A 19,455-nucleotide genomic window follows, 5' to 3' on the forward strand; every position below is an offset into this window, starting at 1 on the left:
TCGCAGGGCTAGAAGCCGATGGTCGCGCCGTTCCATCGGAGCAGGCGCTGCGGCCAGTCCAGCCGCATCAGATCCTCGCCGATGATCAGCGGCCCGGCATAGCCGCTCGCGCGAATCTCCTCCGCGACCAGCGCCGTATCGGCCGCAGGCGGCACGATATGCGTGATCGCCAAGGCTTTCGCACCGCTCCTGCGCGCGAGATCGCCGACCACCTGCGGCGTCATGTGGTAGCTCTTCACCGCAGCGACGGTGGCGGCCGTGCGGATGCCGGCGACGACCGGCATCTGGCTCTCGACATAGACTTCGCTAACGAGCAGATCGCAAGTCTCGGCGGCCTGCTCGAGCGTCGGGGTGAGGCGGGTGTCCCCGGAGAAAACGATCCGGCTCGTGCCGTCGCTGAGCGTCAGCCCGAAGGCCGGCTCCACTGGCTTGTGGTCCACCAGGAACGCCGTCACCGAGAGGCCCTGGAGGCCCGCGACCGGCCCCTCCTGCAGTTCCTCGAAGACGACGTCGAGGCCGCTGGCATCCGGGCGCTGCTCGAAGGCGATGCGCAGGCGGCGCTCGCGCGCGAAGGCCTCGTACTGGTCGCGCAGATTGGCCAGTGCGGGGGCCGGCGCCAGCACCCGCCAGGGGCGGCTGCGGCCCTGATGCCAGGAGGAGATGACGAGCTGATAGAAGTCGACCAGATGGTCGGAATGCTCGTGGGTGACGATGAGCAGGTCGATGTCGGCGCCGCGATGGCCGCTTGCCACAAGCCGCTGGCTGACGCCCGAACCGCAATCGATCAGCAGCTTGCAGCCGCCGGCCTCGACGAGATGGGAGGGACCGGCGCGCCGCAGGCTGACAGGCGGCGCGCCGGTTCCCAGAAAGGTGAAGGCTAGTCCGGCACTCATTCCGGCAGGGTGTCAGCGCGAGCCGCCATCGGCAAGACGCAGACGCCTCAGGCCTCGTCGTCCTCGTCGACCGGACGCTTCATCTGCTTGAGCTTGGCGAAGACAGAGTCGACGTCGATCGCCGCCTCTTCCTCCCGCTTGGGCTTGCCCATATCGGCGAAGGTCTGGCTGAGCGGTGCGGGCTCCGGCGCCGTGGTCTCCTCGGCGGGAAGCAGCGTCGAGCCGATCTCGGCGACGGCGGCGGGGCGGTCCTTGGCGGCGCGGCCGACCTCGAAGTCGAGATCGATCTGCGAGCACAGGCCGAGGCTGACCGGATCGATCGGCGAAAGCGTCTGGGCGTTCCAGTGGGTGCGGTCGCGGATCTGCGCGATCGTCGACTTGGTCGTGCCGATCAGGCGGATGATCTGCGCGTCCTTGAGCTCGGGATGGTTGCGCAGCAGCCAGAGAATGGCGTTGGGCCGGTCCTGCCGCTTCGAGACGGGGGTGTAGCGCGGCCCCTTCGTCTTCTTCATCTCGGGCACCTTCACCTTGCGCTCGGCGAGCTTGAGGTGGTGGGCCGGATTCTTGGCGGCGCGCTCGAGCTCCTCGCGGGTGAGCTGTCCGGAATTGATCGGGTCCAGCCCCTTGATGCCGGCGGCGACTTCGCCATCGGCGATGCCACGCACCTCGAGCGGGTGGAGTTTGCAGAACTCGGCGATCTGCTCGAAGGTCAGGGACGTGTTCTCGACCAGCCAGACCGCGGTGGCTTTCGGCATCAGCGGAGGTAACGACACGGGCTGTCTCCTGGAATCTCGGAATCCGGCGCTGGGGCCGGGTCAACGTCGCGGACAATAGCTCTCGGGCGCCGACCGGCCTCTTCGGCCGGCCATCCAAATCATCGACGATGAACAGGATGGCCGGCTTATAGACGCGCACCGTGCGCCTGTCCAAGAAAAAGCGGTGCGACGGGGGACGCTTCAGCCCCGGTGGCGCAGGGCCCGACGGGGCGGTAACCTTCGTCAACCGAGCCGATGGAGCCGCCGATGTCCCTGTTTTCCGACGATGACCGTCCCAAGCCCAAGCCCGTTCACGAAATCGGGCAGGATCTGTCGATGCTGTCGCTGGCGGAGATCGATCTGCGCGTGGCGGCACTGCAGGCCGAGATCGAGCGGCTGAACGAGGCGCGGGCGAAGAAGGACGCCTCGCGCAGCGCAGCCGATGCGTTCTTCCGGAAACCCGGCTGAAAAAGCGGCAGATGGCGCCGGCGTTAAGGGCTCCTTAACGATTCCAAAGTATGAATCGCATCATCCAGTTTGTCTGGATGCGAGTGGCTCCTGCCCGCTCTGTTTGACGCCTCCCTGTTGACCTTCGAGCCGCCTTCGGGCGGCTCTTTTTTTATGGTCTCTACCCGCGTTAAGGTTAACCGGACGTTACCGACGCGGCCCCCGCCCATCGGCGCTATCCTTGCGACATCGACGGCATGAGCCGTGACGCGTGCCATGCGGACACGGCGTTGTGCCGATGGGAGACAAGGCCATGAACGACCTGATGATCCGCGAGACCACCAGCGACGACGGCGCGATCTCCTTCGCACGCGGCTTCGTGAAGTCCGACGCTTTCATGGTGCTGTTCCGCGAGGGCATGGGGCTGGTCGAGCAGACCGCCGCCTATCTCGACGGCGAGGGCAGGGCCCAGTCTGCGGCGCTGCCGCGCGAGGTCGCTCTCGGCTATGCCACCGAGAGCATGCGGCTGACGACGCGGCTGATGCAGATCGCCTCCTGGCTGCTGGTTCAGCGCGCAGTCGCGGAGGGCGAGATGACCGCCGAGCAGGCGCGCGCCGAGAACGCCAAGGTCCGCATCCCCGAGACCGGCGTGTCCGGCACGGCGGCCGAGCTGGAGCGCCTGCCGCAGGGCCTGCGCGACCTGATCGCCCATTCCTTCCGGCTGCAGGCCCGCATCCGCCATCTCGAGGGCCAGATGAGCGCCCCGGCGCCGGCCGAGAAGGCCAATCCGGTCAAGGACCAGCTCGCCAGCCTGCAGGCCCGCCTCGGCCTCGCGCTCTGACTTTGGCGCGCGGCGGATCGCCGCGCCGCAACCCACCCCAAAACGAAACGGCCCGGTCGAAAGACCGGGCCGTTCTTGATTCAGATCAGGGCAGGCGGGCGAACCCGCCGGCAGATCACTTCTTGCCGAGGGCGCCGATGGCGGAGAAGCGCGAGTTGAAGCGCGAAACGCGGCCGCCACGGTCGAGCATCTGCTGCGAGCCGCCGGTCCAGGCCGGATGCGTCGTCGGGTCAATGTCGAGGTTGAGCGTGTCGCCCTCCTTGCCGAGCGTCGAACGCGTGAAGTATTCCGTGCCATTGGTCATGACGACCTTGATGGTGTGGTAGTCGGGGTGGATGCCGGTCTTGGCCATGGCTAAATCCTCAAACGTCGAAAACGGGCGTGGTCGACAAGCAGGCAAGCCTGCCCGGCCCGTCGAAAAAATCGTATGAGCCTGTCGTGAAGTCGCGTGCACATATCTCAGCCGGGCCGACAGCGCAAGCAGAACAGGACAAAGACGCGTGCCCGCAGCCGAAAAAGACGACACCAAAGCACGGCCGGATTTCCGTTCCCTGGCGTCCTTCTGGCCCTATGCCCTGAGATATCGCGCACGGATCGCGCTCGGCCTGCTGGCCCTCGTGATCGCCTCGGCGGCGACGCTGGCGCTGCCGGTGGCGGTGCGGCGGGTGATCGATGTCGGCTTCTCCGGCGGCGAGCAGCAGCTCGCCAACAGCTATTTCGTACTGCTGATCGGCGTGGTCGCGGTGCTGGCGCTGGCGAGTTCGGCGCGGTTCTACCTCGTCATGACGGTGGGCGAGCGCATCGTCGCCGATCTGCGCACGGACGTCTTCGCCCATCTGACCCGGCTCGAGCCCGCCTTCTTCGATTCGAGTCGGGCCGGCGACCTCGTCTCCCGGCTGACCGCCGACACGACGCAGATCAAGGCGACGTTCGGCTCGACGGCCTCGATCGCTCTGCGCAACGCGATCATGACGATCGGCGCGCTCTCGCTGATGATCGCGACCAGCCCGCAACTCTCGGCCATCGTGATCGGCGCGATCCCGCTGATCGTGCTGCCGCTGGTCTTCTCCGGACGCTCGGTGCGCCGGCGCGCCCGGGCGGCGCAGGACCGGCTGGCCGACGCCTCGGCCTTCGCCTCTGAGGCGGTCGGCGCGATCCGCACCATGCAGTCCTTCGGCGCTTCCCGGCAGACGGCGGCCCGCTTCGGCCAGGCCTCGGACGAGGCCTATGACGCCTCGCGCGCCGCGACCGCATCGCGCGCGCTGCTCTCGGGTGTGGCGATCTTCCTCGTCAGCGCCAGCGTGGTCTGGGTGCTGTGGACGGGGGCGACTGAGGTCTTCGAGGGGCGGATGAGCGGCGGGCGGCTGTCGCAGTTCCTGCTCTATGCGGTGCTGGCGGCGAGCTCGCTCGGCCAGCTTTCCGAGGTCTATGGCGAGATCTCGGCCGCGGCGGGGGCGGCCGGGCGGCTCGGCGAAATCCTTGCGCTGAAGCCGACCATCGCCGCTCCGCCGAACCCGGCGCCGATGCCGCAGCCCGCGCGTGGCGAACTCGCTTTTGAGCGCGTGTCCTTCAGCTATCCGGGGCGAACCGTCGAGGCGTTGTCGGACCTCACCTTCTCGGTTCGGGCGGGCGAGCGGGTCGCCTTGGTCGGCCCGTCGGGCGCCGGCAAGAGCACGGTCTTGCAGTTGGCGCTGCGCTTCTACGATCCCAGTGCCGGGCGCGTCCTCGTCGATGGCATGGCGGGGCCTGTGGTCGATCCCGAAGCCTGGCGGCAGCGCTTCGGGCTGGTGCCGCAGGAGCCGACCGTCTTCGGCGTCTCGGTGCGCGACAACATCGCCTATGGCCGGCCCGATGCGACGCGGGCCGAGGTCGAGGAGGCGGCGCGGCTGGCGGCGGCCGACGGCTTCATCCGCGACCTGCCCGATGGCTACGACACCATCGTCGGCGAGCGCGGCGTGACGCTGTCGGGCGGGCAGCGCCAGCGCCTCGCCATTGCGCGCGCGGTTTTGAAGGACGCGCCGATCCTGCTGCTCGACGAAGCCACGAGCGCGCTCGATTCCGAGAGCGAGCGCGCGGTACAGGATGCGCTCGACGCGCTGATGAAGGGGCGCACGACGCTGGTCGTCGCGCACCGGCTCGCCACGATCCTGTCTGCCGACCGCATCCTGGTGATGGAGGACGGCCGCGTCGTCGAGGAGGGCACCCATGCCGAGTTGAAGGCCCGCGGCGGGCTCTATGCCCGGCTGGCGGCGCTGCAGTTCGGGCTCGAGGCGGCGTAAGCGCCGCCTCGGCGCGCCGCGCTCAGGAGCCCAGGTTGATCGTGTACTTGCCCGCGTTGGGCACGGTGCCCTTGAAGCCGACGCTGCGTTCGCCCGCCAGGCAGGTGCCGCCGACGATCTCGCGCGTGATGGCGCGGGTCGGCACGCAGAAGGTCTTGTCGACGCCGGACTGGGCCGGCCAGTGCAGGGTCCGGCCTTCCTTCTCGGCATAGTAGTAGAACAGGGCCGTGTTCCAGCGGGCAACGCTCTTGCAGCCTCCGGCGGGAATCGTCTGCCAGGCGGTCAGCGTCCATTTCTTGGTCGTCTGGGGGACATGGGCCAGCGCGGTGAAGATCTTGGATCCGGTCTTGTTGCAGAAGACGATCTCGGTCTGCTGCTGCTGGGCTAGGGCCGGCGTACCGACCGACATCACGGCGGCGAAGGCCACCAAGGCTGCAATCCTCATCAAAATCCCCCCGCGGAACCCGCTCCGTCCCGACCGATCTGACTTCCGCAAGGGCAGCTTTGTCAATTGCGGGTGTGGAGGCGCCCTACAGCCCATGCGTGCGCGGATAGGCGCTGGGCTCCGGCGGGGTCCAGCCGGCGAGCAGGTCGGGCTGCGTGCGGTAGATCTCGACCTTGAGGGGATAGCAGGCGGCGACATCGCTGGAATGGGTCGTGCTGCAATCGCCGCCCGGGCAGGCGGAGAGCGCGCCGATCAGGTCGATCTCGGCAAAGAACTCGATGTAGTCGCCGGGCCGCACCGGGCTCGCCTTCATGAAGTACTGATGCGTCCCGCGGGTGAAGCCGGTGCACATGAAGACGTTGAGCACATCGTGGACATGCATCTCGGCCTCCGTCACCGGCAGCCCCTTCGCCCTGGCAAGCGCCCGCGTCAGGTTCGAATGGCAGCAATGGTGGTAGTCGCCGCCCGAGAGCAGGCGGTTGGTGTAGGGGTCGCAGCGCGTGCCGATGACGTCGTGGATGCCGCCGCCATCGGCATCGAAGCCGTACCAGGCCAGCGTGTCATGGGTGATCGTCGCCAGCGGCCGCAAGGACGGCAGGCTGCTCCAGAGCCGGTCGCCGGTCGAGACATGGGTGGCGTGGAGCTGGCGGGTCTTGCCGCTGAAGAAGCGCTCGGAGAGATCGTGTGCGTTCCAGAGGTTGAGATCGCCGACCTGGGGGCCGTCGACGCCGATGATCCGGAAGAAGTGGCCGGCGGGCACGCTGAAGGCCTCGGCATCTCGCGGCGCGACCGTGACCTCGTCGATCTTGGTGAGATGCTCGCGCGCCCGCGACATTAGCGCCATGTCGGGCTTCGGCAGAGCGTCGACGGGGTAGCAGATGGTCAGCGGCCGGGCTCGGCGGGCGGTGGCGTCGGCAGGCTCTGCGAAAGGCATGGCGGGCTCCGGTCGGCAGCGGTCAGCGCGGCGGCAGCGCCGCGTAATAGGCAGCGAGCGCCGAGATTTCCTCGACGCTCATGTGGCGGGCCATGTAGCGCATCTCCTTGTGGGCGCGCTTGCCCGTCCGGAACGCCATCATCTGGTTGAAGAGATAGCGCTCGTTCTGGCCGGCGAGATGCGGCACCTCGGTGTCGCGGGCGATGCCGTCGAGACCATGGCAGGCGGCGCAATCCTCGATCGCAGAGCGGCGAGGCTCCGCCCAGGCGGGGGCGGCGGCCGCGACGGCGAGCAGCATGGCGACAATCCCTGCCGTTGCTCGGGCGCGCGTCATCGCCTCACCGCTCGGTGATCTTGAATTCGATGCGGCGGTTGCGGCGCCAGGCATCGTCGGTGTTGGCGACGTCGAGCGGCTGGTTGTCGCCGAAGCCGGTGGCGGCGATGCGATCGGCCGGGATGCCCTTCGTCACGAGATATTCGACGACCGCGATGGCGCGGCCTGCCGAGAGATGCCAGTTCGAGGGGAATTGCGGCGAGCGGATCGGCCGGTTGTCGGTGTGCCCGTCGACGCGCAGGATCCAGGGCAGGTCGGGCGGCATCTCGCGGCCGAGATCGGCGATGATGGCGCCGAGCTTGTCGAGTTCGCCGCGGCCTTCGGGTTTGAGGACGGCCTGGCCGGCGTCGAAGAACACCTCCGACTGGAAGACGAAGCGGTCGCCGACGACGCGGATGTCGGGCCGCGTGCCGAGCACCTGGCGCAGGCGGCCGAAGAAGTCCGAGCGATAGCGCGCCAGTTCCTGAACGCGCTGGGCCAGCGCCACGTTGAGCCGCGAGCCCAGGTCGGGAGATGCGGGCCTGTGCTTCCTTGTCCTTGGCTTCGGCTGCGCCGAGCGCCTCCTCCAGCGCGGCAAGCTGGCGGCGCATGGCCTGGATCTGCTGGTTGACGAGATCGACCGTGGCCTGAGCCCGGGCGGAGAGCTGCTTTTCGGCCTCGAGCGCCTTCTGCGCCTCGCCGAGCTGGGCGGCCTGGTTGCCGGGCTGGGCGGCGAGCAGATCCTGGATGCGGCCGCGCTCGGCCTGCTCGCGCGTGAGCGAGGATTGCAGCAGCTGCAGATTTTCCTGCGCTTGGCGGTTCGAGGAGCGCTCGAGCGCGAGCAGGTCGGTCAGCTCCGAGATCTGCCTGTTCAACCGCTCGAGCGCGGTGTCCTTGCCGGTCAGCTCCTGCGACAGGAAGAACTGCCCGAGCACGAAGACCGAGAGCAGAAAGACGATGCCGATCAGCATCGTCGAGAGCGCATCGACGAAGCCCGGCCAGAAATTGACCTCGTCGCGGCGGTGGGAGCGGGAGAGGGCCATCGCCGTCAGGGCTCCATCACATTATCGGCTGTGAGGCGCTCCAGCAGGCGCTTCAGGTCCTTCTCGCGGCCGGCCTGGGCCTCGACCCAGTCGCGGATCAACTGCTGCTCGGAGCGCATGTGCTGGACCAGGCCCTGGATGCCTTCGGCGAGGCTGGCGAGCGCCTGCGTCGCGGCGCGGTTGTTGGCGCCGCTTTCGGCCATGGCAGCGCCGAGCCGGTCCAGCCTGTCGGCCAGCGGGTCGCCGGTCAGCGAGCGGAGGCCCGGAGCAACGATTGCTGCGCCGCCCGTGCGCGTGCCGAGCCAGCTCTCCATCTCGTTGCGGAAGCGGCGTTGGGCCTGGGCGACCTGCAGTTCGAGGAAGCCGAGGATCAGCGAGCCGGCGATGCCGAAGAGCGAGGACGAAAAGGACAGGCCCATGCCGGCGAGCGGCGCGGCGAGGCCGGCCTTGAGCTCGTCGAACAGCACGCCGGCCTCGGCGCCGGTGCGCAGGCTCTTGATGACGTTGCCGACGGAGGAGACGGTATCGAGCAGGCCCCAGAAGGTGCCGAGCAGGCCAAGGAAGACAAGCAGCCCGCCGAGATAGCGCAGCACCTCGCGGCCATCGTCGAGCCGGACCGCGATCGATTCGAGCACGGTCGCCGCCTGGGCCGGGGCGAGGCTGCGGGCGTCGAGCGCCGGCAGCACGGGTCCGAGCGGGGCGATGACCTCGCCGCGGCGGATCTGCGCGGCGCCGGGGTCGGCGGCGAGGCGGGTGGCGGCGCGGGCCTCGGCATGGAGGCGCCAGAGTTCGCGCAGCGCGATCAGCACGCCGACGAAGAGCGAGCCGAGGATCAGGCCGTTCAGGCCCGGATTGGTCATGAAGGCGGTGACCAGGCCGCCCTGGAGGATGAAGCCGAGGAAGCCGATCAGCGCGAGGAAGACGAGGGCGCGTACGACATAGCGCAGCGGGCGCGAGAATCGCGTCTCGTCCCGCGGGGGCACGGCCGGGTCCCGCTCGGCCGCCAGATCCTCAGTCGCCATGCTTAATCTTCCGTTCGCCACCGTGACGGGAGGGACTGTCGCTTCCCATGCCGCGATGATCAAGCGCGAAAGATCAAGGAGATATGACCAAAGCCCGGGCTGTTGCCGCGGCGCCCCGCGGCTCAGACGCCCTTGAGCGCCGTGCGCAGGGCCTGCTCGCCGACCTCGTTGCCGCAGATGATGTCGCGCGCCATCGTCGGCTGCTTGCCATCGAGCGTGCCGAAGGTGCCGCCCGCCTCGCGGATCATCACGGCGCCGGCGGCGAAGTCCCAGGTGTTGAGATCGCGCTCCCAATAGGCGTCGAAGCGGCCGGCGGCGACATAGGCGATGTCGAGCGCGGCTGAGCCCATGCGGCGGACATTGGAGAAGCGGGTCATCACCGCGCCGAGCTCGCGCAGGAAGAGCGGGTGGCCGCCCTTGCCGATATGGGGCACGCCCATGCCGACGAGCATCTCGGTCGGCTCGCGGCGGCCCGAGACGCGCATGCGACGGTTGTTGACATAGGCGCCCTTGCCCTTCTCGGCGATGAAGAGCTCGTCCTTGGCCGCGTCGTAGATCACGCCGGCGACGAACTGGTTGTCGCGCTCCAGCGCCACCGAGATGTTCCAGTGCGGGACGCCGCGCAGGAAGTTGTGGGTGCCGTCGAGCGGGTCGATATGCCAGCGATTGCTCTCGTCGGTGCCGGCGACGCTGCCGGCCTCCTCCATCACGAAGCCATAGCCGGGGCGGGCCTTCTCCAGCGAGGCACGGATGATCTCCTCGGCCTTGGTGTCGGCCTTGGAAACGAAGTCGCCCGGGCCCTTGGCGAGAACCTGCAGGTTCTCGACCTCGCCGAAGTCGCGCTTCAGCGAACGCGACGCCTTCATCACGGCGTCGGTCATCACGGTCATCAGGGGAGAGCGGATCATCGGTAACCTCGTTCGCGCCGTTCGGCGCAGCAGTTGGACCCAAACGCGCGTGGATCCGGTTCAGACAGCGGGCCCGGCTCCGGGGCGCGGCCAGCGCCGACGGGGAGGGCGGGAGAAAACTCGTCCGGTCCCTTGCTCGCCTGTCAGGGCGACGTCAAGGCTGCGCCCTCGATGCGATCGGCGGCGAGGCGCGCGGCTCGGGCCTGCTGCTCGTGCGTGAGCCGGTCGAAGAGCTGCCCGAGCGCCGGGTCATCGAGCCCGCGCGCCCGGGCCGCGAGATGCCAGGCGGCAGCCTCGATCGAGTCGGGGGGAATGCCGCGGCCGCTCTGGTAGAGCCGCGCGATCCGGTTCTGGGCGATCGGGTTGCCTTTGCCCGCAGCGCGCAGGAACAGCCTGGCGGCGGCCGTCTCGTCGGCGGCGACGCCGGTGCCGTTGAACAGCATGATGGCATATTCGATCTCGGCCGGGAGATGGCCGGCCTGGGCGGCCTGGGCCATCCAGCGCGCCGCCTGCTCGTCGCTCTTCGGCATGCCGCGGCCCTGGCGGGCGAGCGTCGCCAGCGCATGCAGCGCGTCGGGGATACCGCCCTTGGCCGCGATCTCGAGGCTGCGGACTGCCTGGGTCTCCTCGGCGGGCTGGCCCGTGGCGAGCAAGGCGAGGGCGAGGTTGTAATTGGCGGCGGGGTGGCCGGCCTCGGCCGCCCGCTTCAGCAGCGCCCCGGCGCGGGCGGGGTCGCGCCGACCGGCGGCGTCGTCCAGCAGGGCGATGGCGAGCGCATAGACGGCGTTGATGTCGCCGCGCTCGGCGGCGCGCTCATACCATTCGGTCGCGACCTTCTGGTCGGGGCGCACGCCCAGTCCCTGGCGGTAGATCTCGCCGATCAGCGTCATCGCCGTCGCGTCGCGACCATTGGCCTCGATGCGCTTGAGCGCCTCGGAGAGAGCCCGGCGGTAATGGCCGGTCTGGTAGGCGCCATAGGCGAGGTCGCGCTCGGCCGCCGCAGCGGGCGATGCGAAGAACAGGCCGGCGAGCCACAGGCCGGCGAGGGCCCGGCGCAGGCCTGTCATCGGGCGGACTTCCTCGCCGCGCAGGCGGCGATGGCCTCGTTCGCCTGCGCGACGACGGCGCGCAGATCGCGGCCCTCCTCGAAGGCCCACTCGCCCAGCGCGACGAACTCCGCGCCGGTTTCGGCGAGGGCGGCGACGGATTCGGGATCGGGCGCATAGGCGACGCAGGGCGTCTGGAAGATCTCGGCCCACCAGCCGGCGCGCTCGATCACGGCCGGCAGCGGCGGCACGGAGCCGTCCGGGCGCGGCTCGCCGAACATGACGTAGTCGACGCCGGCCTCACCGACATCCATGGCGTCATGGCGGGCACGCAGCCCGCCGGCGCCGATGATGCGCTCGCCCTTCAGGCTGGAGCGCGCTTCGGCGATCGCCTCGGGGCTGCCCGCCAGATGGACACCGTCGGCGCCGCCGCGGGTGGCGACCAGCGCCGAATCCTCGACGAGGAGGGCGACATTGGCGGATTGGACGGGGCCGGCGAGGCGCTTGACGCGCTCGATGCGGCTGCGCTCGTCGCCCGGCGCAAGCCGCAGCAGCACCGCGGCGAGATCGCCGCCGGCCTGGGCCTGCATCAGACGGAAGGCCATCGCGTCGGCATCCGCCACGGGCGGGGTCACGAGCATCAGGCGGGTGGGGGGAGATTGTGTGGTCATGATCTTGCGCGCAAACGGCCCGCGATGGCGTCCAATGTCAAGACTCCGAGGCCGGCAACCAGGCTCCAGAAGGCCGAGCCGACGCCAAACAGCGTCAGGCTCGAGGCCGCGACGGCGAAGGCGACGATGGCCGCGAAGCGATGGGCATCCGAGGCGGTGGCCTGGGTGAGGGCTCCGGTCAGCGAGCCGACCAGGCCCAGGCCGGCGACCGCCACGATCAGCGCCTTGGGCATGGCGAGGATGAGAGCGAGCAGCAGCCCCGCGGTCGCGGCGATGGCGAGCCAGAGCAGGCCGTAGAGGATGCCCGCCTTCCAGCGCTGCGCCGGATCGGGATGGGTGTCGGGTCCGGTGCAGATCGAGGCTGATATCGCCGCCATGTTGACCATATGGGCGCCGAAGGGTGCGGTGAGGAAGGAGGTCAGCCCCGTCACGAAGAGGCAGGCCGGCACGGGCGGCTGGTATCCGGCGGCGCGCAGCACGGCGAAGCCAGGCAGGTTCTGCGCCGCCATGGTGACGAGATAGAGGGGGATGCCGATGCCGAGCATGGCGGCGGTATCGAAGCGCGGTGTGACGAATTCGAGGCCAGAGAGGGCGAGCCCGCCGGTGGGCCATGTCGCCAGCCCGGCGGCAAAGCTGAGGACGATGCCGACGCCGAGCGCGGCGATGACGCCGAGAAAGGGATTGATCAGCCGCGCCAGCAGAAAGACCGCCAGCAGCGGCAGGACGAGGCCGGGCGAGACCCGCATCTCGTCGAACACCGCCACCACGAAGCGGAAGATCACGCCCGCCAGCATGGCGGCGGCGATCGGCATCGGGATCTTCTCGATCAGCGCGCCGAGCGGACGGAAAGCGGCGGTCAGCATCATCAGCGCCGCGGCCAGCAGGAAGGCGCCGACGGCAGCGGCCATGTCGAGCCCGCTGCTGGCGGCGATGAGCGCGGCTCCCGGCGTCGACCAGGCGCAGATGATCGGCATGCGGTGGCGCCAGGACAGCCAGAGACCCGCGGCCCCTTTCGCCAGTGCGAGGCCTGCGATCCAGGAGACGGTCTGGGCCGGCGTCGCACCCAGCGCTTGCGCCGCCGCCAGCACGACCGCGACCGAGGCGGCGAAGCCGACGAAGACGGCGACGAGGGCTGAGAAAAGGAGGGACATGCGGGTCCTGCGGCGCCGGCGGGGGGCTCGTTCAACCAGAATATCGCGCCGGCCGGAAGGGCCCGATGCGCAGGGCGCATCATCGCCGCCGTCACCGCAACGTCACCCTCGCCGGCTAGGCGTCGATCTGTTCCAATGCCAATCTGCGCATGTCACCGGGATCAGGACCCATGAGCCAGGACAGCCCCTACGAATCGACCTTCGGCGCCAGCCTTCTGGAGCATGAAGACGCCGCGCCGCAGAACCCGACCGACAACGCCACAATGGGCGAACTGATCTCCCAGCGCTTCTCGCGCCGCGGCCTGCTGAAGGGCGCGCTGGCGGTGTCTGCGATCTCGGCGACCGTCGGCACGCTGGCGCTGGAGACGGCCGAGCAGGCGCAGGCGCAGTCGTCGAAATCCGCTTTCGCCTTCAAGGAGGTCGAGGCCGGCGTCGATGCCGACCACCACGTCGCCGAGGGCTACGACGCCCAGGTCCTGCTGCGCTGGGGCGACCCCGTCACGGCCGATGCGCCGGCCTTCGACCCGGCCAAGCAGACGCCCGAGGCCCAGGCCAAGCAGTTCGGCTACAACAACGACTTCGTCGGCTATCTGCCGATGCCGGGCGCGGCCGACCCCTCCGCCCATGGCGTGCTCTTCGTCAATCACGAATACACCAACCCGCATCTGATGTTTCCCGGCGTCGTCGAGATGAAGGACGGCAAGCCGGTCCTGAAGAACGCGACGCCGGAGCGCTTCAGGATCGAGGCGATGGCGCATGGCGCGACCGTCGCGGAGATCCGCCGCACCAACGGCCAATGGGCACTGGTGACGGATTCGAAGCTGAACCGCCGCCTCACGGTCGCGAGCGAGATGCAGCTGTCGGGGCCTGTCGCCGGGACCGACCGCGTCAGGACCGGCGCGGACGCCAGCGGCCGCAAGGTGCTGGGCACGCTCAACAACTGCTCGGGCGCGATGACGCCCTGGGGGACCTTCGTCTCGGGCGAGGAGAACTTCCACGGCTATTTCTCCGGCAAGCTGCCGGAGGGCCATCGCGAGGAGGTCAACTACAAGCGCCTCGCGATCCCGTCCTCCCCTTACGCGTGGGGCCGGTTCGAGGAACGCTTCGACCTGGCGAAGGAGCCCAACGAGGCCAACCGCTTCGGCTGGGTGATCGAAGTCGATCCGTTCGATCCGAACTCCGTGCCCAAGAAGCGCACGGCGCTCGGCCGCTTCAAGCATGAAGGCGCCGACATGATCGTCGCCAAGGACGGCCGCGTCGTCGCCTATCTCGGTGACGATGAGCGCTTCGACTATGTCTACAAGTTCGTCACTGCCGGCCGCTTCGACGCCAACAACCGCGCGGCCAATCTGGACCTGCTCGATTCCGGCACGCTGTACGTTGCGAAGTTCGCGGCCGAGGGCACGGTGGAATGGCTGCCGCTGGTTTTCGGGCAGGGGCCGCTGACCGCGGCTAACGGCTTCCAGAGCCAGGCCGATGTGCTGATCGAGGCCCGCCGCGCCGGCGACCTGTTGGGCGCCACCAAGATGGACCGGCCCGAGGACATCACGCCCAATCCGGTGACCGGCAAGGTCTATGTGATGCTCACCAACAATTCGAACCGCAAGGACGAGCAGGTCGACGCCGCCAATCCGCGCGCCAAGAACGCCTTCGGCCACATCATCGAGATTATCGAAGAGGGCGGCGACCACACGGCGACCAAGGGGCGCTGGGAGATCCTGCTGAAATGCGGCGATCCGTCCGTGGCGGCCGTCGGCGCGACCTTCTCGACCGACACGACCAGGAGCGGCTGGTTCGGCATGCCCGACAATTCGGTGGTCGATTCCGCCGGGCGCCTCTGGGTCTCGACCGACGGCAACGGCCCCGACGTCACCGGGCGCACCGACGGGCTCTGGGCGGTCGATACGGAGGGCGGCGCGCGACGGACCTCGAAGCTGTTCTACCGCGTGCCGCATGGCGCCGAACTCTGCGGCCCCTGCTTCACGCCCGACGACACCACGGCCTTCGTGGCGGTTCAGCATCCCGGCGACGACGGTCCGGACTGGCCGGCCTTCGGCCGCCGCTCCTATTACGAGGATCTCTCGACCCGCTGGCCCGACTTCAAGCCCGACATGCCGGTGCGGCCGTCGGTGGTGGCGATCACCAAGAAGGGCGGCGGCAAGATCGGCGTCTGATCGCCAGCGTCATGGTCGGGCCTGCCCCGACCGTCTCTCGCAAAAAGCAAACGCCCGGCGAAAGGCCGGGCGTTTTTTGTTGCCTCATCACCAGGAGATCCCCGGGTCCGCGCGTCGCGCGGCCCGAGAATGACGTCCCTTGCTTACGCGGCCTTTCCGAAGGTCGGGTCGAGTTCGCCCTTGGCGTAGCGCTTGGCCATTTCGGCGGTGGTGAGCACGCGCTTGATCTTGCTGGCCTGGCCGGCGGTGTTGAACTCCTGCAGGCGCAAGCTGCAGAGCTTGGTCATCGCCTCCATGGCGGGCTTCAGGTACTTGCGCGGGTCGAACTCGCCGGGATGCTCGGAGAGGATCTTCCGGATCTGGCCCGTCATCGCCATGCGGTTGTCGGTGTCGATGTTGATCTTGCGGACGCCGTGCTTGATGCCGCGCTGGATCTCCTCGACCGGCACACCCCAGGTCTGGGGCATCTTGCCGCCATACTGGTTGATGATGTCCTGGAGGTCCTGCGGCACCGAGGAGGAACCGTGCATGACGAGGTGCATGCTCGGCAGCTTCTGATGGATCTCCTCGATGACGTTCATCGCCAGGATCGCGCCATCGGGCTTGCGGGTGAACTTGTAGGCGCCATGCGAGGTACCCATGGCGATCGCGAGCGCATCGACCTTGGTCTCGGCGACGAACTTCACCGCCTCTTCCGGATTGGTCAGGAGCTGGTCGTGGCTGAGCTTGCCCTCGAAGCCGTGGCCGTCCTCCTTCTCGCCCTCGCCGGATTCCAGCGAGCCGAGCACGCCGAGCTCGCCCTCGACGGAGATGCCGCCGAGATGGGCCATGTCGACGACCTGCTTGGTCACGCCGACATTGTAGTCCCAGTCGCCCGGGGTCTTGCCGTCGGCATGGAGCGAGCCGTCCATCATCACCGAGGTGAAGCCGGCCTGGATCGCGGTCATGCAGGTCGCGGCCTCGTTGCCGTGGTCGAGATGCACGCAGACGGGGATGTGCGGGTAGATCTCGGTGACCGCGTCCATCATGTGCTTGAGCATGATGTCGTTGGCGTAGGAGCGGGCGCCGCGCGAGGCCTGGATGATGACGGGGGCGTCGGTGGCATCCGCTGCCGCCATGATCGCCAGCGCCTGCTCCATGTTGTTGATGTTGAAGGCGGGCACGCCGTAGTCGTTCTCGGCGGCATGGTCGAGCAGTTGGCGAAGCGTGATACGGGCCACGTTGGCACTCCCCTTGAGGCAATGGATATGGGGAGGATGTAGTGCGCCGCCGGCCGGATGGCAAAGCGAAAGCGGCGTTTGGGGATCGGATTCAGCGTCCGCGGGCTCGGACTTTCGGCTCAGTCCCGCTGCTTGCGAAGCCATGCGGAGAAGCGATCGTCCAGCCGGAGCATCCAATCAATCTCGGGCTTCACAGCGGCCAGTTCCGCCCTGCCTTCCCGCAACGACAGCGACCAGGCCTGCCTTCGCAACAAGGTCTGCACTCTCGCCTCGTCTGGCGAGCCAGCGACTGCACGCGAACGCGCCCTTCGCCTGATAGAGGCGACCTCCGCCCGGATTGCTCTTCTCAGGCGGTCTTCGCCGATTTGATCAGCGTCGCCCATGGATGGAGCGTGGCACTGGCTCGGACGGCCGCAAGGCGGTTCCCTGAGGGGCCGTGCCGAGGAGCGGGGAAATCCGCGTCGACTGAAGCATCCTTCGCGACGCGCTCCTGCGGAGCGCTCCTTAGGATGAAGTCTGAGGAGATGGCCTTCTCAGCCCTTCCGCAGCGCCTCGACGCCCGGCAATGGCTTGCCTTCCATCCATTCGAGGAAGGCGCCGCCGGCGGTGGAGACATAGGTCAGGTCGTCCGCGACGCCGGCATGGTTCATGGCGGAGACGGTGTCGCCGCCGCCGGCGACCGCGACGAGCTTGCCCGCCTTGACGCGCGCGGCAGCCGCCTTGGCGACGGTGACGGTCGCGGTGTCGAAGGGCGGCAGCTCGAAGGCGCCGAAGGGCCCGTTCCAGACCAGCGTCTTGATCGTGTCGAGCTTGAGCACGACCTCGGCGACGCTGAGGGGGCCGGCATCGAGGATCATCTCGTCGGCCGCGACCTCGCCGACCGTCACGACGCGATGGCCGGGGTTGGCCTTGAACTCGCGCGCCACCAGCGCATCGACCGGGAGCAGGATCTCGCAGCCGGCTTCCTTCGCCTTGGCCTCGATTTCGCGGGCGGTGGCGACGAGATCGTGCTCGCAGAGCGACTTGCCGACATCGACGCCGCGTGCGGCCAGGAAGGTATTCGCCATGCCGCCGCCGATGGCGAGGACGTCAACCTTCCTGACGAGGTTGCCGAGCAGGTCGAGCTTGGTCGAGACCTTGGCGCCGCCGACGATCGCCATGACCGGGCGGGCGGGGTTGTCAAGGCCGGCGGAGAGCGCCTCCAGCTCCGCCTGCATGGTGCGGCCGGCATAAGCCGGCAGGACATGGGCGAGGCCCTCGGTCGAGGCGTGGGCGCGGTGCGCTGCCGAGAAGGCGTCATTGACGTAGAGGTCGCCATTGGCAGCGAGCGCCTTGACGAAATCGGGGTCGTTCCTCTCGTCGCCGGCGTGGAAGCGGGTGTTCTCGAGCAGCAGCACATCGCCGTTCTTGGCGGCCGCGAGAGCCTTGGCGACGTCGTCGCCGATGCAGTCCGCCACGAAGGTCACCGGCTGGCCGAGCGCATGGGCCAGCGCCGGCACGACCTGCTTCAGGCTGTTCTTGGCATCGGGGCCCTTGGGGCGGCCGAAATGGGCGAGCAGGACGACCTTGGCGCCCTTGGCCGCGATCTCGCGGATCGTCGGCAGGATGCGGTCGATGCGGGTGGTGTCGGTGACCTTGCCGTCCTCCATCGGGACGTTGAGGTCGACGCGCACCAGCGCGCGCTTGCCGGCAAGGTCGGCGTCGTCGAGCGTCTTGAAGGCGGTCACGGCAGCAGTCTCGGCATCAGGCCGGGCACGCCGAAGCGCAGCACGAGGATGGTCAGAACCACGGTGAGAACCGCTGTGACGATGGCCGTGGTGAAGAGCGTGGCGGCGCGCGGCGTCGCGTCGACGCGGTCACGCAGGGCGGCGATCTCGCCGCGGATGGCGGCGAAGTCCATCGTGCCGGCGGCGGCGTCGACCTTGTGGGCGCTGCGCTCGAGCGAGGCTTCGGCGCGGGTCAGCACGGCCTCGTAGCGGGCGAACTTTTCCTCGATGCGGGCGGCCTTCTCCTCGATGCGGGAGAGCTGGTCGAGCTGGCGCGGCTCCGTCACCGGTGCGGACTCGGTGGCGCTGCCACCGACGATCACGGGTGTGCCATAGCTCGGGGCGGGCGTGACGGTCGTCGGCATCGACGTTTCGGCAGGCGATGCGACGGTCGGCTCGATCTTGGCCATGGTCGTTCCGTTCGATTGGAGAAGTGAGCGAGGCCGCACCGGTGCGGCGCGGCCTCGGAAGGGCGTTCGATCAGAGCAGCTTGCCCATGGCGACAGCGGTGTCGCTCATGCGGTTCGAGAAGCCCCACTCGTTGTCGTACCAGGCGACGACGCTGACGAACTTGTCGTCCATGACCTTGGTCTGGTCGAGCGCGAAGGTCGACGAGGCCGGATCGTGGTTGAAGTCGATCGAGACGTTGGGCTGGTCGGTGACGGCGAGGATGCCCTTGAGCGGGCCGCGCTTGCTCGCCTTGACGATCGCGTCGTTGATCTTCTCGACCGTGGTCTTGCGCTTGGCGATGAACTTGAAGTCCACCATCGAGACGTTTGGCGTCGGCACGCGAACGGAGGAGCCGTCGAGACGGCCCTTCAGCTCGGGGATGACGAGGCCGATCGCCTTGGCGGCACCGGTCGAGGTCGGGATCATCGAGAGCGCGGCGGCGCGGCCGCGGTAGAGATCCTTGTGCATCGTATCCAGCGTCGGCTGGTCGCCGGTGTAGGCATGGATCGTGGTCATGAAGCCCTTGTCGATGCCGACCGCGTCATGAAGCACGTGCACGACCGGCGCGAGGCAGTTGGTGGTGCAGGACGCGTTCGAGACGACGACATGGTCGCTGGTGAGCTGGCCATTGTTGACGCCGAAGACGACCGTCAAATCGGCGCCGTCGCAGGGGGCCGAGACCAGAACGCGCTTGGCGCCGGCGGCGAGATGGGCCGAGGCCTTCTCCTTGGTGGTGAAGATGCCGGTGCATTCCAGCGCGATGTCGACGCCCAGCGCCTTGTGCGGCAGATCCTTGGGGTCGCGCACGGCGGTGACCTTGATCGGGCCGCGGCCGACATCGATCGTGTCGCCGGAGACAGTCACCTGGCCGGGAAAGCGGCCATGGACGCTGTCGAAGCGGAAGAGATGGGCGTTCGTCTCGACCGGGCCGAGATCGTTGATCGCGACGACCTCGATGTCCTTGCGCTTCGACTCGATGATCGCACGCAGCACGTTGCGCCCGATGCGGCCGAAGCCGTTGATCGCCACCTTGACCGTCATCTCGAACCTCTCCTTCGCCGAACTCCGGCGCTCGCGCGCCATTCACGCGGGCAATT

The 19,455-nt window shown here is 68.6% G+C and carries 20 protein-coding genes and 1 pseudogene; 4 read left to right on the forward strand and 17 right to left on the reverse strand.

Features of this window, described 5'->3' with window-relative positions:
* Positions 1-8: 8 nt before the first annotated feature.
* Both ABIE41_RS09320 and ABIE41_RS09325 read right to left on the reverse strand, forming a co-directional pair.
* Entirely contained in the window at positions 9-893 is an 885-nt protein-coding gene (locus ABIE41_RS09320; RefSeq protein WP_192643911.1) for an MBL fold metallo-hydrolase, read from the reverse strand.
* A gap of 47 nt (positions 894-940) precedes the next feature.
* Positions 941-1,666 (reverse strand): DUF1013 domain-containing protein, encoded by a 726-nt coding sequence (locus ABIE41_RS09325; RefSeq protein ID WP_192643910.1) that lies wholly within the window; start codon positions 1,664-1,666, stop codon positions 941-943.
* Positions 1,667-1,915: 249 nt separating this feature from the next.
* Between ABIE41_RS09325 and ABIE41_RS09330 the strand changes: the two genes are divergently transcribed.
* A complete protein-coding gene (locus ABIE41_RS09330) occupies positions 1,916-2,116 on the forward strand; it encodes a DUF1192 domain-containing protein (RefSeq protein WP_192643909.1) in 201 nt (66 codons plus the stop codon).
* A 292-nt stretch (positions 2,117-2,408) separates the two neighbouring features.
* Positions 2,409-2,936 (forward strand): protease adaptor protein RcdA, encoded by a 528-nt coding sequence (rcdA, locus tag ABIE41_RS09335; protein ID WP_354191853.1) that lies wholly within the window; start codon positions 2,409-2,411, stop codon positions 2,934-2,936.
* Positions 2,937-3,051: 115 nt separating this feature from the next.
* Here rcdA and rpmE read toward each other — a convergent pair whose 3' ends face one another.
* Positions 3,052-3,288 (reverse strand): 50S ribosomal protein L31, encoded by a 237-nt coding sequence (rpmE, locus tag ABIE41_RS09340; RefSeq protein ID WP_192643908.1) that lies wholly within the window; start codon positions 3,286-3,288, stop codon positions 3,052-3,054.
* Between the two features lie 148 nt (positions 3,289-3,436).
* On the opposite strand from rpmE, the gene ABIE41_RS09345 reads away from it, so the two are divergent.
* Positions 3,437-5,215 (forward strand): ABC transporter transmembrane domain-containing protein, encoded by a 1,779-nt coding sequence (locus tag ABIE41_RS09345; RefSeq protein ID WP_192643907.1) that lies wholly within the window; start codon positions 3,437-3,439, stop codon positions 5,213-5,215.
* 22 nt (positions 5,216-5,237) lie between these two features.
* Here ABIE41_RS09345 and ABIE41_RS09350 read toward each other — a convergent pair whose 3' ends face one another.
* The 9 genes and pseudogenes from ABIE41_RS09350 to ABIE41_RS09390 all read right to left on the reverse strand — a co-directional run bounded on the left by ABIE41_RS09350 (position 5,238) and on the right by ABIE41_RS09390 (position 12,748).
* Complete coding sequence (locus tag ABIE41_RS09350; RefSeq protein WP_354193418.1) at positions 5,238-5,642, reverse strand: DUF1036 domain-containing protein; 405 nt, start codon at positions 5,640-5,642, stop codon at positions 5,238-5,240.
* Positions 5,643-5,745: 103 nt separating this feature from the next.
* Complete coding sequence (locus ABIE41_RS09355) at positions 5,746-6,594, reverse strand: urea carboxylase-associated family protein (protein WP_192643905.1); 849 nt, start codon at positions 6,592-6,594, stop codon at positions 5,746-5,748.
* Positions 6,595-6,616: 22 nt separating this feature from the next.
* Entirely contained in the window at positions 6,617-6,892 is a 276-nt protein-coding gene (locus ABIE41_RS09360; protein WP_354191854.1) for a c-type cytochrome, read from the reverse strand.
* A 40-nt stretch (positions 6,893-6,932) separates the two neighbouring features.
* A pseudogene (locus ABIE41_RS09365) lies at positions 6,933-7,950 on the reverse strand (peptidoglycan -binding protein).
* 5 nt (positions 7,951-7,955) lie between these two features.
* Positions 7,956-8,972 carry a flagellar motor protein MotA gene (locus ABIE41_RS09370; protein WP_354191855.1) on the reverse strand — a complete coding sequence of 339 codons (1,017 nt, stop codon included), beginning with the start codon at positions 8,970-8,972 and terminating at the stop codon, positions 7,956-7,958.
* 122 nt (positions 8,973-9,094) lie between these two features.
* Entirely contained in the window at positions 9,095-9,880 is a 786-nt protein-coding gene (locus ABIE41_RS09375; protein WP_192643902.1) for an inositol monophosphatase family protein, read from the reverse strand.
* Between the two features lie 143 nt (positions 9,881-10,023).
* Positions 10,024-10,947, reverse strand: coding sequence for a tetratricopeptide repeat protein (locus tag ABIE41_RS09380; protein ID WP_192643901.1), 924 nt, complete (start codon positions 10,945-10,947; stop codon positions 10,024-10,026).
* Complete coding sequence (locus ABIE41_RS09385) at positions 10,944-11,597, reverse strand: thiamine phosphate synthase (RefSeq protein WP_192643900.1); 654 nt, start codon at positions 11,595-11,597, stop codon at positions 10,944-10,946. The genes ABIE41_RS09380 and ABIE41_RS09385 overlap by 4 nt, the downstream gene beginning before the upstream one ends.
* Positions 11,594-12,748 (reverse strand): benzoate/H(+) symporter BenE family transporter, encoded by a 1,155-nt coding sequence (locus ABIE41_RS09390; RefSeq protein ID WP_192643899.1) that lies wholly within the window; start codon positions 12,746-12,748, stop codon positions 11,594-11,596. Before ABIE41_RS09390 ends, ABIE41_RS09385 begins: the two co-directional genes overlap by 4 nt.
* 170 nt (positions 12,749-12,918) lie before the next feature.
* On the opposite strand from ABIE41_RS09390, the gene ABIE41_RS09395 reads away from it, so the two are divergent.
* A complete protein-coding gene (locus ABIE41_RS09395) occupies positions 12,919-14,922 on the forward strand; it encodes a PhoX family protein (protein WP_192643898.1) in 2,004 nt (667 codons plus the stop codon).
* Between the two features lie 143 nt (positions 14,923-15,065).
* Here ABIE41_RS09395 and fba read toward each other — a convergent pair whose 3' ends face one another.
* The 5 genes from fba to gap form a co-directional block, all read right to left on the reverse strand.
* A complete protein-coding gene (gene fba / locus ABIE41_RS09400; RefSeq protein ID WP_192643897.1) occupies positions 15,066-16,142 on the reverse strand; it encodes a class II fructose-bisphosphate aldolase in 1,077 nt (358 codons plus the stop codon).
* Positions 16,143-16,261: 119 nt separating this feature from the next.
* Entirely contained in the window at positions 16,262-16,405 is a 144-nt protein-coding gene (locus ABIE41_RS09405) for a hypothetical protein (protein ID WP_192643896.1), read from the reverse strand.
* Positions 16,406-16,675: 270 nt separating this feature from the next.
* On the reverse strand, positions 16,676-17,869 hold the full coding sequence (locus ABIE41_RS09410; protein ID WP_192643895.1) for a phosphoglycerate kinase: 1,194 nt from the start codon (positions 17,867-17,869) through the stop codon (positions 16,676-16,678).
* Positions 17,866-18,318, reverse strand: coding sequence for a hypothetical protein (locus ABIE41_RS09415; protein ID WP_192643894.1), 453 nt, complete (start codon positions 18,316-18,318; stop codon positions 17,866-17,868). The genes ABIE41_RS09410 and ABIE41_RS09415 overlap by 4 nt, the downstream gene beginning before the upstream one ends.
* A 70-nt stretch (positions 18,319-18,388) precedes the next feature.
* Positions 18,389-19,399: a type I glyceraldehyde-3-phosphate dehydrogenase gene (gene gap / locus ABIE41_RS09420; protein ID WP_192643893.1), complete on the reverse strand. Its 1,011-nt coding sequence runs from the start codon at positions 19,397-19,399 to the stop codon at positions 18,389-18,391.
* Positions 19,400-19,455 lie beyond the last annotated feature (56 nt).

This window comes from Bosea sp. OAE506 (assembly GCF_040546595.1).
Taxonomy (GTDB): domain Bacteria; phylum Pseudomonadota; class Alphaproteobacteria; order Rhizobiales; family Beijerinckiaceae; genus Allobosea.